This window comes from Deinococcus aquatilis DSM 23025, assembly GCF_000378445.1.
Classification (GTDB): Bacteria; Deinococcota; Deinococci; order Deinococcales; family Deinococcaceae; genus Deinococcus; species Deinococcus aquatilis.
The window spans coordinates 87,392-101,820 of the sequence record NZ_KB899702.1 but is presented as its reverse complement, the minus strand read 5'-3'; the positions used below and the strand labels follow the sequence as shown (position 1 = coordinate 101,820).

At 62.9% G+C, this 14,429-nt stretch carries 16 protein-coding genes and 2 tRNA genes; 7 read left to right on the top strand and 11 right to left on the bottom strand.

The features are described 5' to 3' along the window. Positions 1-214: 214 nt before the first annotated feature. The 4 genes from F561_RS0106625 to F561_RS0106610 all read right to left on the bottom strand — a co-directional run bounded on the left by F561_RS0106625 (position 215) and on the right by F561_RS0106610 (position 3,975). Complete coding sequence (locus F561_RS0106625; protein WP_019009165.1) at positions 215-631, bottom strand: hypothetical protein; 417 nt, start codon at positions 629-631, stop codon at positions 215-217. Beyond that, positions 628-2,757 (bottom strand): eCIS core domain-containing protein, encoded by a 2,130-nt coding sequence (locus F561_RS27120; protein ID WP_019009164.1) that lies wholly within the window; start codon positions 2,755-2,757, stop codon positions 628-630. The genes F561_RS0106625 and F561_RS27120 overlap by 4 nt, the downstream gene beginning before the upstream one ends. Before the next feature lie 272 nt (positions 2,758-3,029). Beyond that, complete coding sequence (locus F561_RS28700; protein WP_019009163.1) at positions 3,030-3,197, bottom strand: hypothetical protein; 168 nt, start codon at positions 3,195-3,197, stop codon at positions 3,030-3,032. A 701-nt stretch (positions 3,198-3,898) separates the two neighbouring features. After that, a tRNA-Pro gene (locus F561_RS0106610) sits at positions 3,899-3,975 on the bottom strand. A gap of 132 nt (positions 3,976-4,107) precedes the next feature. On the opposite strand from F561_RS0106610, the gene F561_RS0106605 reads away from it, so the two are divergent. Continuing rightward, positions 4,108-5,370, top strand: coding sequence for an aminopeptidase (locus tag F561_RS0106605; protein ID WP_019009162.1), 1,263 nt, complete (start codon positions 4,108-4,110; stop codon positions 5,368-5,370). Between the two features lie 125 nt (positions 5,371-5,495). Here the strand turns inward: F561_RS0106605 and F561_RS0106600 are convergent, their stop codons facing one another. The 3 genes from F561_RS0106600 to F561_RS0106590 all read right to left on the bottom strand — a co-directional run bounded on the left by F561_RS0106600 (position 5,496) and on the right by F561_RS0106590 (position 7,292). Next, positions 5,496-6,392, bottom strand: coding sequence for an ROK family protein (locus tag F561_RS0106600; protein WP_019009161.1), 897 nt, complete (start codon positions 6,390-6,392; stop codon positions 5,496-5,498). A 97-nt stretch (positions 6,393-6,489) separates the two neighbouring features. Continuing rightward, positions 6,490-6,792 (bottom strand): hypothetical protein, encoded by a 303-nt coding sequence (locus F561_RS0106595; protein ID WP_019009160.1) that lies wholly within the window; start codon positions 6,790-6,792, stop codon positions 6,490-6,492. Continuing rightward, positions 6,789-7,292, bottom strand: a complete 504-nt coding sequence (locus F561_RS0106590) for an acyl-CoA thioesterase (protein WP_019009159.1) — start codon at positions 7,290-7,292, stop codon at positions 6,789-6,791. The genes F561_RS0106595 and F561_RS0106590 overlap by 4 nt, the downstream gene beginning before the upstream one ends. Positions 7,293-7,451: 159 nt before the next feature. Here F561_RS0106590 and F561_RS29905 point away from each other — a divergent pair, with 159 nt between their 5' ends. Further along, positions 7,452-7,937 (top strand): FtsB family cell division protein, encoded by a 486-nt coding sequence (locus F561_RS29905; RefSeq protein ID WP_245556444.1) that lies wholly within the window; start codon positions 7,452-7,454, stop codon positions 7,935-7,937. Between the two features lie 109 nt (positions 7,938-8,046). Further along, positions 8,047-8,367 carry a divalent-cation tolerance protein CutA gene (gene cutA / locus F561_RS0106580; protein ID WP_019009157.1) on the top strand — a complete coding sequence of 107 codons (321 nt, stop codon included), beginning with the start codon at positions 8,047-8,049 and terminating at the stop codon, positions 8,365-8,367. 72 nt (positions 8,368-8,439) lie between these two features. On the opposite strand, the gene F561_RS0106575 is transcribed toward cutA, so the two are convergent. Next, positions 8,440-8,515 (bottom strand) — tRNA-Trp (locus F561_RS0106575). Between the two features lie 142 nt (positions 8,516-8,657). After that, positions 8,658-8,879 carry a hypothetical protein gene (locus F561_RS0106570; protein ID WP_019009156.1) on the bottom strand — a complete coding sequence of 74 codons (222 nt, stop codon included), beginning with the start codon at positions 8,877-8,879 and terminating at the stop codon, positions 8,658-8,660. 160 nt (positions 8,880-9,039) lie between these two features. Between F561_RS0106570 and F561_RS0106565 the strand changes: the two genes are divergently transcribed. The 4 genes from F561_RS0106565 to F561_RS0106550 all read left to right on the top strand — a co-directional run bounded on the left by F561_RS0106565 (position 9,040) and on the right by F561_RS0106550 (position 12,249). After that, positions 9,040-9,702, top strand: coding sequence for a precorrin-2 dehydrogenase/sirohydrochlorin ferrochelatase family protein (locus tag F561_RS0106565; RefSeq protein ID WP_019009155.1), 663 nt, complete (start codon positions 9,040-9,042; stop codon positions 9,700-9,702). After that, on the top strand, positions 9,699-10,802 hold the full coding sequence (hemA, locus tag F561_RS0106560) for a glutamyl-tRNA reductase (protein ID WP_019009154.1): 1,104 nt from the start codon (positions 9,699-9,701) through the stop codon (positions 10,800-10,802). Before F561_RS0106565 ends, hemA begins: the two co-directional genes overlap by 4 nt. Positions 10,803-10,933: 131 nt before the next feature. Further along, on the top strand, positions 10,934-11,815 hold the full coding sequence (ygfZ, locus tag F561_RS0106555; protein WP_019009153.1) for a CAF17-like 4Fe-4S cluster assembly/insertion protein YgfZ: 882 nt from the start codon (positions 10,934-10,936) through the stop codon (positions 11,813-11,815). After that, entirely contained in the window at positions 11,815-12,249 is a 435-nt protein-coding gene (locus F561_RS0106550; RefSeq protein WP_019009152.1) for a hypothetical protein, read from the top strand. The genes ygfZ and F561_RS0106550 overlap by 1 nt, the downstream gene beginning before the upstream one ends. 94 nt (positions 12,250-12,343) lie before the next feature. On the opposite strand, the gene F561_RS0106545 is transcribed toward F561_RS0106550, so the two are convergent. Both F561_RS0106545 and F561_RS0106540 read right to left on the bottom strand, forming a co-directional pair. Beyond that, complete coding sequence (locus F561_RS0106545) at positions 12,344-13,354, bottom strand: ABC transporter permease (RefSeq protein ID WP_019009151.1); 1,011 nt, start codon at positions 13,352-13,354, stop codon at positions 12,344-12,346. 1 nt (position 13,355) lies between these two features. Beyond that, positions 13,356-14,378: an ABC transporter permease gene (locus tag F561_RS0106540; RefSeq protein WP_026298649.1), complete on the bottom strand. Its 1,023-nt coding sequence runs from the start codon at positions 14,376-14,378 to the stop codon at positions 13,356-13,358. Positions 14,379-14,429: the final 51 nt, after the last annotated feature.

The following is a 14,429-nucleotide window of genomic DNA, read 5'->3' as shown; positions in this document are numbered from 1 at the left end:
AAGCATGGCGTTCTCACTTGCGATGAGAAGCTTAGGCGCCTGAACACAGGTGTTCAGCAATCTGTCATCGGATGAAGCTCTTGCTCGCTGAGCTGGCGACCGTGTCCGCCTAAGAGACCAGTGGATTGTCAGAGTGCTGGAATGAGGCAGGTGAAAGTGTCTAGCTCCACTATGATGATTCAAATGCTGCGTTTAGGACATCCATTGATCCAGCTCAGCGCCCCAATTGGGCACCGATCAAGCCCCGGATGGCCTGAATCAATTGATCAACTGCTTCATTCTCGTCCATTCTGGCCTCAGAGCAGCGGATAGTCGCGTCCTGCACAACAATCTCGATGGTCTGATTGTTGAAAGGGTCAGCGGGCTGACAAGTGTAGTCCTTCAGGCCCGCCGAGAGCCGTGTCAGGGTTGCAGCGTCCCTGTCCGAAAGGCGGAAGGTGCCCTCACGGCTTTTATTCTTTGAACGGCTGAACGAGAAGAACTCCGCCTCTCTACCTTTAACGGTGAACTGCTGAACAATGCCGCCCTCCGGCGTCCTCATGACGTAGTTCAGATTCATCGGTGCTCCCCCGGCCTGACAGGCGGAGAGAGTGGTCAGGCCTAGCCCCATCAGCAACACAACTGTCTTCATTTGATCAACACCTGTTTTCCCGGATACATGGTCCTGAAGTTCGCCAGCAGTTCCGAGAAGTGCCGGGGGTGCGCAACGGCCCGATTAGGATAATCGTAGAAGACCGCCATGATCGACTTATCGTTTGTCGTCGACCTCGATCCAGTCACCTTGCCCTCCACCTTTACATCCTCATACTCGTCCTTAGCTCCCAGAATGAAGTGCCCGACCTCATGGGCGGCAACCAAGGCGAACTGTGGCTCTAGTAGGCCTTCCTCGTTATGTAGAAAGATTTCTAGCGTGATGCCGTTTGCCCTCGCACGATCTGCTTTACTGCCGTAGATGTTGATGGTCTCCTTTGAGGCACTGTTCTCTTCGATCACTACCTTGATCGGAAGCTCCTGGCGGAACTTGGTATTTTTCGGGTCGGTGATGAGCAGCTTTCGGGTGTTTGACCAGACCGCGCTGGACTTGGCGATAAATTGACTTTTGGCCTGCGCATAGCTGAAGGTCGCCGGGAAAGTGCCTATAGCGTTGAACTTGACCTGTTTATGGATCGTCACGTCTGTAGGCGTACCTTCCACGAGCGCTTCCCCGCCAAAACGGTGCCTGAGTACCGACGCTTTCCCACCAAACAATATGATGACGTTGGAACTCTCCACGACCCCGGCGTTACTGAATAGGCGTTTGACCGCCTGCGGAAATAAGTCCCATGTCAGGCCCTTGTTCAGGAGCGTCCGACCTTGGACGTATCCTTGGATCAAGGGCACACTACTGGATGCCAGAAGCCGCCCCAGTTCGGAGGCGGGGGGAACAGCAGGGTAAATGCCCGCGAAGAAACGCCCCCGCTGCTGAGCATCTGTTTTGAGTAGCGGATACAGATCGCGTGCGGACTTGAGCTTCAGGCCAAGCGCAGCATTGATGCGCCTCAGGAGGACATTGGCTTGGATAAGGGCTTGATCTAGCGGCCTGCTGGTTTGAAGGCGCTGCACCACGAATCCGCCACCTGCGCTTTGAGGTGCGAGTGTCGGGGAGGGCGGCCTCTGTCCGATCTGTTTGGCTCTTGTCGCCAGTCGTGCTCCTATTGTCCGGGCTTCGGTCTCTAGGCTTGGATCTGGATCGACGCCCTTACCAACCCTACCCTGAGCCTGCTGAACGGTATGGGTCACTTCGTGTGCCAGCAGTTCTAAACCGCTCTGGGTATTCGGATTAAAGGTGCCTGACCGGAAGAAGATGTCGCTGCCTGTGGTGAAAGCCACTGCGTTCACGCCTTTCGCCAGTGTGTCCGCCTCCGCGTCCGCATGCACTCGCACGTTGCTCAGGTCATGGTTGAGGCCCTGCTCCAAGTGGCGCTGAACAGCCACTGGCAACGGATTACCGGCCCCACGTCGCGCCTGAATGCGCTGAAAGACGGGTTGCGTCGCCTCGGCCTCCAGTTCTGCCAGTTGTCTTTGCAGGCTGTGAACTTGAAGTGCTGAGGCATCCTGAGCTTGCTGTTCGGCCTCGCGCTGCAGGGTGTGATCCACAGCGCGTTGCAACACCAGACGGTCTCCGGGCGGCACCCTCCCCAACACCGCCCGACCGACCGCCGCACTGATGGGATGGCGCTGCAAGCTCACCAGATGCCCGGAGTACTCGGCGATCCGCTGATCAGGAGCCTGACGGTCGTGTCGGAAGCGCTGCACGATGGTCTGGGCCACCTGCAGTTGCAGTCCGGCGAGTTGGGAAGATTGACGAGGATCGAGACGCTGCCCTTCGGCCTGTTGGGCCTGCATTCGCATGACCGTGACCCAGTCGCTGACACTGGTGGGCTGCTTGGGGGCGGTGAGAGGAGCAGTACGCTCGGCCTGACGTTGCAAGGCGGCAGAGACACTGGTTGCAGGCGCAGGGCTCTCCGCAAGCTGGCGCTGAAGAGCCTGGCGCTGTTCTTCGACCCGGCTAACCTCCTGAGCCTGGAGCCCTGCGGCGCGTAAAACTGGAGAAGCCACCTGTGCCTGTGTTCGGACAGGCCGCAGCGTGTGGGCCTGAACGGCTTGGCGTTGCCGCGCTAGGGGATCCAAAGGCTCCAACAGACGCTGCACCGGAAGGGGAAGCGCGGGAGCCTCCTTGGTCTGGTGCCGTCGTTGAGAGGGCAGATACTCGGCCATAGGGCTGAGGGTAGCGCACCAATGATCAGCGGGTCACCCCACATGAAGCAAGCATGGTCTCCCGCGTTGCACCGGTCTTCATCAATGGTCACGACGGGGTCGGCAATTCAAACCTTGCCTCAAGGGGCCTAAGTCATGCCCAGATCATCCCGCATCGTCCCGGTATGCCTCCGAAAGCTCACTTAACGCCTTTCATTGCGCCTCATTCCAGCCAAAGCGCCAGCACACAAATCGGAGATCTCCCCTCTTTATCTCCTATTACGCCGACTTCTTCACCCCACGCCCCCCTGCTGCCCGATGAGCTGCGGCACCTCGTGGCGACCCAGTGGCCTGACGGCATCAAGCGGCTGGAGAAAGCCCACCGTCGCCTGCTCAGCTGCAATGAAGTGCCAGTGAACCGTAGACTCCCCGTAAAGGTCATGCAAGGTTACTCTGGTCATCCGTACCTCACCAATGTTCGGCGCTGCGGCTTGGCCTACGTCTGTCCGATCTGCCGGGAACGCATCTTGTATAAGAGGGCGGCCCTCTGGAGACGCAACGCCAAGGAGGTGATCCGCCGAGGGGGAGCCGTATATTTCGTTACTGTTACCCTTCCCCTCTGACGCGGGCCAGCCCAAAATGTTTGACCCGGTGGCAATCAGGACACAGGGCGATCAATCTCAGCAACGTCTGGAGGCCCTGCTTGTCGTAATCCCAGCGTTCGTAACACTTCACAGGCCACAGTGGCCCCGCCCTCCACAAATTTCGCACTGATGCCCTGCTTTCCGGTAACAGGCAGTACGAAAGCGATCCCACTCCGATTTGGAGACGGCAGATCGGACGTTGTCGTACCAACTGGTGGCGGGCACTAGCTCGATGGTCAGGCGAGGAGCTTCAGCTGATGGATTGAACAGGGGTGGCCGTCCTTTCTGTGGCTTGATGCTGCCAGTTCTGTACAGCAGGAGAGCTGAATAACTCAACCGGGCGCTGAGGCCGAGGGCAGGAGGCACGACAGAAGTGTTTCATCAATACATTGAAGTTCAGGCTGACGCGATCAGGCCAGTTCTTTTGGGTGCGTAGCACACGGGTAGCACACAAACCCGATTTCCAGGCCTTCCAGCAAATCAAGACATGAAAAAACCCGCTCTAGGAGCGGGTCTGCTGGTCGAGGCGACAAGATTTGAACTTGCGACCCCTACCACCCCAAGGTAGTGCGCTACCAGGCTGCGCTACGCCTCGCTGCCAGCCACAGGAATATAGACGCTCTGGGCGGTGCGGTCAAGTGTAACCCTCCAGTGGGGGCACTGAGTCAGCTACGATTGCTGCCCACCTGTCCGACTGAAGCGCGAATGGCACGGTATCTTGCAGAGCATGACCCATCCAGACAGCGCGGCAGGCAGCTCCCTGACTTTTGAAGACAAGTTGCAGAATTACGCCCGGTTGGCGGTGCAGGTGGGGCTGGGCATTCGCCCCGGCCAGCGCGTGCTGGTGCAGGCTCCGGTCGATACGGCTCCGCTGGCCCGCCTGCTGGTCCGTGAGGCCTATGCAGCGGGCGCGAGCTTCGTAGACGTGCGCTGGGACGATGACGACGTGGTGCTGGCCCGCTTCGAGCTGGCCCCAGAGGGCACGTTCGACACCATCAGCCAGTGGCGGGTGAATGCCGAAACAGAGGTGGCCGGGGCAGGCGGCGCGGTCATCGCCATTCGGGCGGCCAATCCGGGGCTGCTGGCGAATGTGGACGCGGCCCGCGTAACGACCCATGCACGGGCGCTGGCCGCCTACCGCAAGCCCTACACGGCGCAGGTCATGACCAACCGCCTCAACTGGAACCTGATCAGCGCCCCCGTGGCGGGTTGGGCACAGGTCATGTTCCCTGATGCGACGGCTCAGGAAGCCATTTCTCAGCAGTGGGACGCTATTTTTGCCGCCACCCGCGCCGATCAGCCTGATCCGGTGGCCCTCTGGCAAACGCATCTGGCCGATCTGAAGCGTCGCCGCGACACCCTGACGGCCAAGCAGTACCACGCCCTGCACTTCAAGAGTGGCGAAACCGACCTCACGGTGGGCCTCGCTGACGGGCATATCTGGGGCGGTGGCTCGGCAGACACGCCCGGCGGCATCACCTTCACGGCCAACATTCCCACCGAGGAGGTCTGGACGGCGCCGCACCGGAACCGGGTAGACGGCGTGGTGGTCAGCACCAAACCGCTGTCTTATAACGGCGTGCTGGTCGACGGCATCCGTATCCGCTTCGAGGGTGGCCGCGTGGTGGAAGCCACCGCCGAGAAGGGCCAGGACGCCCTGACCCAGATGATCGCCACGGACGAGGGCAGCCACCGTCTTGGAGAAGTGGCGCTGGTGCCGCACTCCAGCCCGATCAGCCGTTCGGGGCTGTTCTTCTTCAACACCCTGTATGACGAAAACGCCGCCTCGCATATCGCCATCGGCACCGCCTACCGTTTCAACGTGGCTGGCGGCGTGGACATGAGCCTGGAAGACTTTCAGGCAACAGGTGGCAACGACAGCCTCGTGCATGTCGACTGGATGATCGGCAGCCCGGATATGGATGTGGACGGCCTCAGCGCGTCAGGCGAGCGGGAAGCAGTGATGCGGGGGGGCGAATTCGTTATTTGAAACCCGTGAGTGGGTAATAGTGAGTGGTCAGTAGGAAAAGAGCGGGCCTGCAACAAGATTCTGTTGATAGGCCCGCTATTTTCTCCTTTTCCACTGACTACTGACCACTCACCACTGACGGTTCTTTACCCGTGCCGCGCCGCCAACGCTGCCCCGATCACGCCTGCATCGGTTCCCAGTTGGGCGCGGCGGATGGTCACAGGGGCAAATCCGGCAGCGTATTCGTCGGCGGCCCGCTGCACACCCTGAAAGAAGTAATCTCCGACGCTGGCAACGCCGCCGCCCACCACGAACACTTCCGGGTCGATGGTTTTTTGCAGGTCGGCCAGCGCGATCCCGATGTGCCGGAGCGCCTGAGCGATCACGCGGCGGGCACCGGGGTGGCCCTGCTCGGCCAGCGTAAAGGCTTCAGCGGTAGACACGTCGCGGTTGAGGGCGTAGCTGGCGTCACGGGCAATGGCGGTGCCGCTGGCAACTGCTTCGAGCGCTCCATCCAGGCCCGCGCCGCTGACTGGGCCTCCCGGCAGGGCCGTGATGTGTCCGATTTCGCCCGCGATGCCATGCCGCCCGCGCCAAATTCGGCCATTCAGCACGATGCCTGCGCCGATGCCCGTGCTGACGGTCACGTAGATGCTGCTTTCGGTGCCCCGAGCCGCACCCATATGTGCCTCAGCCAGTGCCGCCGCCTTGGCGTCGTTTTCCAGAATGATGCGCTGGCCGAGGCGGTCACGCAGGCCGTCCACCATCGGCACATCGGTAAAGCCGTAGATGTTGGGCGCAAACTTGACGCGGGTGCGGTCGGCATTCAGCGGACCGGGAATGCCCACACCCACCAGCCGGGCGTCGGGGTGCAGCGCCTGCAAGTCCAGCACCTGCGTGGCAATGGCGTCCAGCACAGCTTCCCAGCCGGTTTCGGGGGTGGGCTGCACATGACGGTCAAGAAGCTGATCGCCGCGCAGCACCCCCGTTGCAATTTTGGTGCCGCCGACATCTACGCCGATACTGACTTGTTCTGTGGTCATGGTGGTGCCTCCTGAGGACTAGGAATTCGGTGAGGAAAAGCTTGGGAATATCGGTCAGCACTGTATCCCGGCTTCCTGATTCAGATGAAGCGGCGGTCTATGCCTGCTCACCTTCTGCTCCCTGCGCTTCTTCCCCATTGGCACCCAACAGATACAGCGCCTCTTCCAGCATCACTTCAGGCACATACAGACCCACATCGCCCAGATACCCGCCCGTCTCGATTTCTATGACCGGACTGACCATCGCCCACTGAAAAGGCGTACGGATCACGCTGACCACGCCGCCGTCTTGCAGGGTGCGCCGCCACCCCTCGGCCAGCAGGCGGGGCAGGGTGTCCAGCCGCACCCACACGTCACCCTGATACAGCACGCGGTCCTCGTAGGAGGCGGGCGTCGTCACGGCTGTCCTTCTGCCGGGGCAGGAAAAGCCAGCAGGGTCTGGAGTTGGCGGCGCAGCACGGCAGGCAGGGGCGCAGGCTTGAGCGAGGCATCCACACGCACCTGCACCGTGCGGGCGTAGGTACAGGGCATGCCGTCGGCAGTCACGCGGGAAAGCAGCGTCCAGGACGTATTCCCCAGCCGCTCGACCAGCGTCTCTACAAAAACTTCCTGCCCCAGCCGAATTTCGCGCTGGTAATCCAGTTCCAGCCGGGCGATCACCGAGCGGTCTTCATCGTCTGGCACGCCCAGATCACGCATCAGCAGAATGCGCGAGGTTTCCAGGTACTGCACGTACACGGCATTGTTGAGGTGGCCCATCGTGTCTATGTCGCCGTAGCGCATCTGGATTCCGGCCCGGTGCGCCCGCGCCCAATCGGGGGCCGCGCCACTCTGCTGCCGGAAAGGATCACCGCGCCCGGTGTGGCTGTGCTGCTTGGTCTGGGTCTGTTCCGCCGTCATGCCCTCAGTCTGACAGGCGGGCCGCGCCCTGGGGTCTTTGTCGATTGGGGGATGTGGCAGCTTCACCGGGTTTTTCAACGCTGTTTCTCACCACTGGCACGCTATGCTGGCAGGCAAGATATGGACCCCGCGCCGCCCCCTCCTCCCCATTCTCCAGATGTGCCCGGCACTGTGACAGCCCAGGTTGCGGCAGCCCGGAGTGCGGCACAGCAGGTCGTGCCGGAACAGATCTCTCCCGACGACGACAGTACGCCGCCAGAGCCTGCGCCCGCCCCCAATTCGCCGCGCAGCCGCACTCCGGCTTTCCGCTGGCGCTGGCGCTCTGTGCAACGCCTGCCCGTCACGCTGATGCTGGCAAGTTTGCTGGCGGGCCTCGGCATCGTGCAGCTCAGCTTTCAACTGGGCCTGATGACCTACCGCTCTGTGACCTGGACGCAGGAGACGAGGGCCACCCAGAGCCGCGTGAAGGGGCTGGAAGAGGACGTGCAGGTCCTGCAAGACGCCCAGCGTTCGGCCAATGACCCCAATTACCTCGAACAGTTGGCCCGCTGTCAGGGTTTTGTGGGCGCAAACGAAACAGTGGTCGTGGCTCCCAACGCCCCCGCCACACCCAGCGACAACTGCGATGTGCGCCGCCTGCCCTGAGCAGTTGCCCATTCAGATTGGGTCGCACACGGCTGAGACGTAAAAAACTTCACGGCCGGGTGCATTTCCTCACTGCCTCCCCCAGTAGGGCGGCGTATGCTGGCCCCGTATGTCACTTGTCGTTCTGGTTACTGTTCCCCCCGAACGCGCCCATGAACTGGCCCGCACCCTGGTTGCCGAACGCCTTGCCGGGTGCGTCAATGTGGTGGGCGGCCTTCATAGCGTGTACCGCTGGCAGGGTGACGTGGTCGAAGACCCCGAAACCTTACTGATGATCAAAACCACCGGGGAGAAATACCCCGACCTCGAAGCCCGCATCAAGTCGCTGCACCCTTACGAGGTGCCGGAAATCATTGCATTGCCCTTTGACCGCGCCCTGCCCGAATTCCAGATGTGGCTCAGAGACGCGCTGGAGCCGACGCGAGGTTAAGCAGCAAAGAAAGGCCGCGTGAATCACAGAAAACCCCCGCAGAGTGTTTGCACACTGGGCGGGGGTTTGTGATGGCGGGCCCTGCAGGACTTGAACCTACGACCCTCGGTTTTGGAGACCGATGCTCTACCAACTGAGCTAAGAACCCATCAGGTACGCTGCTGGCCCACGGGGGGCGCAAACAGGCCCACGCAGAGTACCAGAGGAAGGCCGGACGTGCAAGGGTGGAGAAGCGGGAACTACTCTGCCGATTGGCCTACTCTGCCGCCAGGTCACTCGCCACAGGGACGCTACAGCAGGCCACCGCCCAGCATCAGACGCAGGACACCGATCACGGCGACCACGGCGCTCAGGGTCACGGCTCCCCGGTCGCGGCCCAGTGCCCCAAAGATCAGGCCCAGCACGGCGGGCGGCAGCACGAACAGCCAGTTCAGCCAGCCGAAAAAGGGGAGCAGGCCGAGCAGCAACCCCAGCGCGGCCAGAATACCGAAGATCAACGACAGGACTCTCATACAGGCCAGTACGCGGGGGCCAGAGAAAAGGTTGCTCGGGCAGTGCCGAATCACCCCTGCCGCACCAGAAGGACGACAGCCTCCAAATGCTGTCCAGATCGACTATCTTACCGCTCGGTAGGGGACGCCTGACCCGGCACGGAGCGCTATTCTTGGCAGCGTGAGTCTGCTGCTGCCTGTTTTTCTGGAACTGCGGGGAGAACCTGCCCTGGTGGTGGGGGGCGGCGCGGTGGCCCTGCGCCGGGTAAGAACCCTGCTGGACGCGGGCCTGACCGTGACAGTGGTCGCGCCCGAACTGCACGCCGATCTGGTCGCCCTGCCCGTACAACTGGAGCGCCGCGCCTACCGCAGCAGCGACGTGCAGGGGCGGCGCATCGTGGTGGCGGCCACGGACAGCCAGGCCGTGAACGACGCTGTGAGTGCCGACGCACGGGCCGCTGGCGCACTGGTGAATCATGCGGGCGATGCGGGGCAGGGTTCGCTGAGGTTTGCGGCGACCACCATGCGGGCAGGAGTACAGGTGGCCGTCTCCAGCGGGCGCGAGCTGCCAATGCTGACCCAGGCCCTGACCGAACGAATCGCACAGCTTCTGCCCACACAGACGCAGGTAGACGGTTGGAGCATGCAGCGTGAAAAGGCATTGGAGCTGGAGCCTTCAGCCCGAGCCGCAGCCCTCGCCGCATTGCGGGTCAATCTCCGTGCGGGTCTGGGGCTGGCCGACCCGGAAGCAGGAGAACCGAGAGTGAACGTTCAGACACAGACGGTTCCGGCGCGAGCTGTTCAGGGAACGCCCACAGACGCCGTTTCCGGGGGAGCCGCATGACGCTGGCCTGCCCCACGGCCCGCGCATTCCTGGCCCAGCCTCACGCGCCGCATCCCACGCCACTGGATTTCGCGGTGGTGGGCTTGAATCATCAGACCGCGCCCATAGAAGTGCGGGAACGTGCGGCGGTGCGGGCCTCCGAAGAAGAATCCATCCTGAGCCACCTGTCGCTGCATGCCCGCGAGGTGATGTTGCTGGCGACCTGCAACCGTACCGAGGTGTATCTGGCGGGCGTGGTGGGCGACCCCATAGCCGCCTTCGAGGGGGCCTGGGGCCATGCGCTGGCCCAGCACCTGTACGTGTACCGGGGTGAAGCTGCCGTGGCCCACCTGTACCGGGTGGCAGCGGGCCTGGACAGCCTCGTGATCGGAGAAACCCAGATTCAGGGACAGGTGAAGCGGGCGTGGCAGGCCGCCCACGCGCAGGGCCTGGCCGGTACGCTGATGAACAAGGTGGCGCAGGGTGCCCTGGCCGCAGGCAAGCGCGTCCGCACCGATACGGGCCTGTCCGACCGGGTGGTGAGCGTATCGAGCGCTGCCGTGGAACTGGCCGAGGCCACGCTGGGCGACCTGACCCACCGCACCGCCCTGATTCTGGGCGCGGGCGAAACCGCCGAACTGACGCTGACGCACCTGCGGGCGGCTGGAGTGCGTGACGTGATCGTGGTGAACCGCACCGCCGAACGTGCCCGCGCCCTTGCCGAGCGGGTGGGGGGCCGCGCCTGCGCCGCCGAATATCTCCACGAAGTGTTGCCTGAGGCCGATGTGGTGATTGCTTCCAGCAGTGCGCCGCATTACGTGCTGCATGGCAGCGGCGTGCGCGAAGCCCTGCAAGACCGTCAGGGCCGCCCCATGCTGCTGATCGACATCAGCGTGCCGCGCATCCTCTCGCCCGATATTGCCGATGTGCCGGGCGCACACCTGAGTAACCTGGACGACCTGACCGCCGTGGTGAACCGCAACCTCGAAGGCCGCCGCGCCGCCCTGCCCCACGCCGACGCCCTGCTGCGCGAGGCCAGCGCCGACCTGTACCGCTGGCACCTGACGCGGGAAGCCCAGCGCGAACGGGCAGGACGGCAATTGGCACTGGCAAGCGACTGAAAACGTCAGTAGTGAGTGGGAAGTGATCAGTGGAGAAGGCCGCACGTCAGAGGGCCGGGGGCGTGAAGTCCGCCGCCTCGCCTATCCCCTCACCACTATCCACTGACCGCTTTTGGCCTACGCTGAGGTCTATGTGGACTCAGATTCCTTCAGGCGGGCTGCGGATTACGGGAGCAGACCGGGTTGATTTTGTGCAGGGCCAGATGACGGGCGATCTGCGCGGCGCACCCACGCCGGGGCTGGTGGCCTGCGCTTTTTTAAATGTGCGCGGCCAGATCGAAACTTTTGCGCGGGCCTACCGCCGTACCGATGATGTGTATTTGCATGTGGATGCAGGCGAGGCCGAAGCGTTGGCTGCCCGCCTCAAGCGCTACATCATTTTCGATCAGGTCGAGGTCAAGGACGTGTCGGACGAATTGCGCTGCGTGCACCTCTGGCCCGGAACCAGCCTGCCCGGTTGGAATGAGGGTGGCCCAGATGTACAGACCTTCGAGCTGGGCGGCGGCGTAGTTCTGGTGGGCCGCGTGAACCGCACCGGCACGGCGGGGCTGGACCTGCATTATCTCACCCGCCATGAGGAGGCAGTACTGGCCGAATTGGAAGGCCCAGAAACCCCCTTGGCCGCACTCGACACCGCCCGAATCGCCGCAGGCATCCCCGACATCGCCCGCGACGGCTTTGCAGGCACGCTGCCTCAGGAGGTGGGGCTGGACATCAGTGGCCCGCTTCCGGCCATCAGCTACCGCAAAGGCTGTTATGTGGGCCAGGAAATCATGGCTCGGCTGGAGGCCCGTGGCAACACCCGCTATCAGTTGGCGCGGGTGGCGGGCGAGAGCCTGGTACGCGGCGCAGACATTCTGCACGGCGGCAAAGTGGTGGGACAGACCGGCCTGAACGCTGGCAACCTGAGTCTTGCCAGACTGAGGAAGGAAGTCCCGGACGGCGCAGAGGTGGAAGTGGACGGCTCACCTGCCACCGTACAAGTACTGAACTCCGTGCCGCACACGACCTGATGCTTAAAGCTCTGGCCCAGGACCTCAGCAGCGGCGAGGGAGCCGACCTGCTGCGTGCCGCCCGCCGCGCCTACACGCTGGCCTTTGCCGTGCTGGCCGTGCCAGGGCTACCGCTGGGGGCCTTGTACCTGCTCACACGCCCTACACCCACGCCGCCCGCCGGATTGCTGGGCCTCGGCGCAGTGGCCCTGCTGCTGGCCTGCGCCGCCCTGTATCTGGCCCGCCGCGCCGCCCGCGATCCGCTGCTGCCCCCGCGCCGCACGGCCCTCAGCGCCGCCATGCAGGCCGGAACCGCCCCCGCCGTCCCCTTTTTGATCGGGTGCGCCACCTTTTCGCAGCCTGTGGTCACGGCGGGTCTGTGGGCGCTGGCCGCCGTGCTGTACGCGCTGGCATGGCGACTGATCGCGGGTTGGATGCGTCCGGCTGGGCAGTAGAGCTTGGGCAATAGAGCTGTGGGCTACAACGCACAGACCAAATAAGATGCCCCCGCCGTCGCAAGGACTGGGCGGGGGCATTCAGAAACGACTCTCAGCGGCTCTTGGGGTCGAGCGCGTCGCGCAGGCCGTCGCCAAACAGGTTGAAGGCGAGGCTGAACGTGATGATGAAGGCGGCAGGGTACAGCAGCACGTATTTGTATTCGGGCTTCAGCCAGGCGCGGGAGAATTCCACGAGCTGGCCCCACTCGGCGTAGCCGCTCTCGAAGCCGAGGCCGAGGAACGACAGGGCCGCCACACTGAGCGGCACCGTTGCTAGGTCCAGCACGGCCAGAGTCAGGACGCTGGCAACACTGTTGGGAATGACGTGCTGCAAGATCAGGCGCATATCGCGTGCGCCCATGCTGCGGGCGGCGTCCACGTATTCCAGTTGACGGGTGCGCAGCACGTCGCCGCGCACCACGCGGGCATATCCGGCCCAGCCTGCAATACAGAACGACACGATAATCGGCAGCGTCGGATCACCGCCTGGATTTCCGGCCCGCAGAATGGTCAGGACAACCACCGTCAGAATCAGCGACGGCAGCGCAAACAGTACGTCGATAAACCGCTGAATCAGGTTATCGATCCAGCCGCCGTAATAGCCGCTGATGGCCCCGATGACCACACCCATCGCCAGCGTAATCGCCACGATGATGAACGACATCTTGAGGGCAGTCCGCGTGCCCCAGATCAGGCCGTAAAAGATGTTGTAGCCGTTGACGGTGCCGAAGGGAGCCTCGGCACTGGGCGCGGTGGGTTCCTGGGCAAACGACAGGCGCTCGGTTTTGTAGCAGGTGCGCGGGGGCACGAAAATGGCCCGCCAGAAGGCTCCGCCTGCCGGGTTATAGACCTGATTGGCGTTGGTGATGTTCAGGTCGCGCAGGCAATCGCCGCTGGGCTTGGCGATCAGGGGCGCGAACAGGGCCATCAGACTGAAGAGCAGCGTGATGATGAGGCCGGTAATCGCCAGCGGGTTGCGGCGCAGCTTGCGAACGGCAGGCCCCGTCCAGAACAGTTGCCAGCGGCTGCGGCCAGCGGTTGGATTGCTAGAAAGCGTTGTCATATCAGTCAAACCTCACGCGGGGATCGACCACGCCGTACAGAATATCGACCACCGTGCTGACCAGCACCACGATCAGGGCCGACAGCAGCGCGAAGCCCAGCACCGCCGACAGGTCGAAGCGCAGGGCTGCCTGCACGACCCACTGGCCCACGCCGGGGTAGGCGAAGATGGTTTCGGTGATCAGCGACCCCGACATCAGACCGATGATCAGGAAGCCGCCCAACGTCACGATGCTCAGCAGGGCATTCCGGCGGGCGTGCTTGTTGTTGACAACGCGGGTAGACAGACCTTTGGCGCGTGCAGTTCGCACGTAATCGCTGGTCAGGGCTTCAAGCATGTTGTTGCGCATGACCTTGATGATGGTGGTCACGCTGACGATGGTGAGGGTCAGAGCAGGCAGGAACATATGCTGCAAGACGTCCCACGCCATGTCCCAGCGGCCATTGAGGGCAGCGTCGAGGCTCAGCAGGCCCGTATAGCGCGTCAGGTCGCCTTTGGTAATTTCGTTGACGATGCTGAGTTGCCCGGCACCCGGCAGCCAGCCCAGATAGCCGTAAAACACCGCCAGCAGCACGATGCCCAGCACAAAGGTGGGCAGACTGTAACCCACGATGGTCAGCACCCGCAAAATCTGGTCGATGGCTTTGTCTTTATTCAGGGCGCTGAGGGTACCCAGCCAGATGCCGATCAGCAAAATCGGCAACGCAGTCACGATGGTCAGCTCGATGGTGTTGGGCAGGCGTTCCTGAATGGTCGGGATCACGTCTTTGCTGCTGGCCGTGGAGTAGCCCAGATCACCCTGAAGGGTCTTGCCGAGCCACTTGGCGTACTGAACCGGGAACGGTTGATCCAGGCCACGCTCACGGATGATCTGTTCCAGACGGGCAGATTGCTGATCGCTGCGGATATAGGGAGCGGCCCGCTGCTCCGGCGAGAGCAGTTGGGTCAGGCCCACGATCAGGATAGATAGCACCAGCATGACCACTGGAACCTGAAGGAGGCGTCGGACGATAAAAGTCAACATGGAAGCTTCAGCATAAGGGGGGCCTCTGTGCGGAGGGCGAGAACGGTGGAG

Coding starts and splice junctions, on each gene's coding strand:
- F561_RS0106545 (WP_019009151.1), bottom strand. CDS start 13,354: ATGACAACGCTTTCTAGCAATCCAACCGCTGGCCGCAGCCGCTGGCAA.
- ygfZ (WP_019009153.1), top strand. CDS start 10,934: ATGTGGACTCAGATTCCTTCAGGCGGGCTGCGGATTACGGGAGCAGAC.
- F561_RS28700 (WP_019009163.1), bottom strand. CDS start 3,197: ATGACCAGAGTAACCTTGCATGACCTTTACGGGGAGTCTACGGTTCAC.
- F561_RS0106625 (WP_019009165.1), bottom strand. CDS start 631: ATGAAGACAGTTGTGTTGCTGATGGGGCTAGGCCTGACCACTCTCTCC.
- hemA (WP_019009154.1), top strand. CDS start 9,699: ATGACGCTGGCCTGCCCCACGGCCCGCGCATTCCTGGCCCAGCCTCAC.
- F561_RS0106540 (WP_026298649.1), bottom strand. CDS start 14,378: ATGTTGACTTTTATCGTCCGACGCCTCCTTCAGGTTCCAGTGGTCATG.
- F561_RS0106605 (WP_019009162.1), top strand. CDS start 4,108: ATGACCCATCCAGACAGCGCGGCAGGCAGCTCCCTGACTTTTGAAGAC.
- F561_RS0106600 (WP_019009161.1), bottom strand. CDS start 6,392: ATGACCACAGAACAAGTCAGTATCGGCGTAGATGTCGGCGGCACCAAA.
- F561_RS27120 (WP_019009164.1), bottom strand. CDS start 2,757: ATGGCCGAGTATCTGCCCTCTCAACGACGGCACCAGACCAAGGAGGCT.
- cutA (WP_019009157.1), top strand. CDS start 8,047: ATGTCACTTGTCGTTCTGGTTACTGTTCCCCCCGAACGCGCCCATGAA.
- F561_RS0106570 (WP_019009156.1), bottom strand. CDS start 8,879: ATGAGAGTCCTGTCGTTGATCTTCGGTATTCTGGCCGCGCTGGGGTTG.
- F561_RS0106550 (WP_019009152.1), top strand. CDS start 11,815: ATGCTTAAAGCTCTGGCCCAGGACCTCAGCAGCGGCGAGGGAGCCGAC.
- F561_RS0106590 (WP_019009159.1), bottom strand. CDS start 7,292: ATGACGGCGGAACAGACCCAGACCAAGCAGCACAGCCACACCGGGCGC.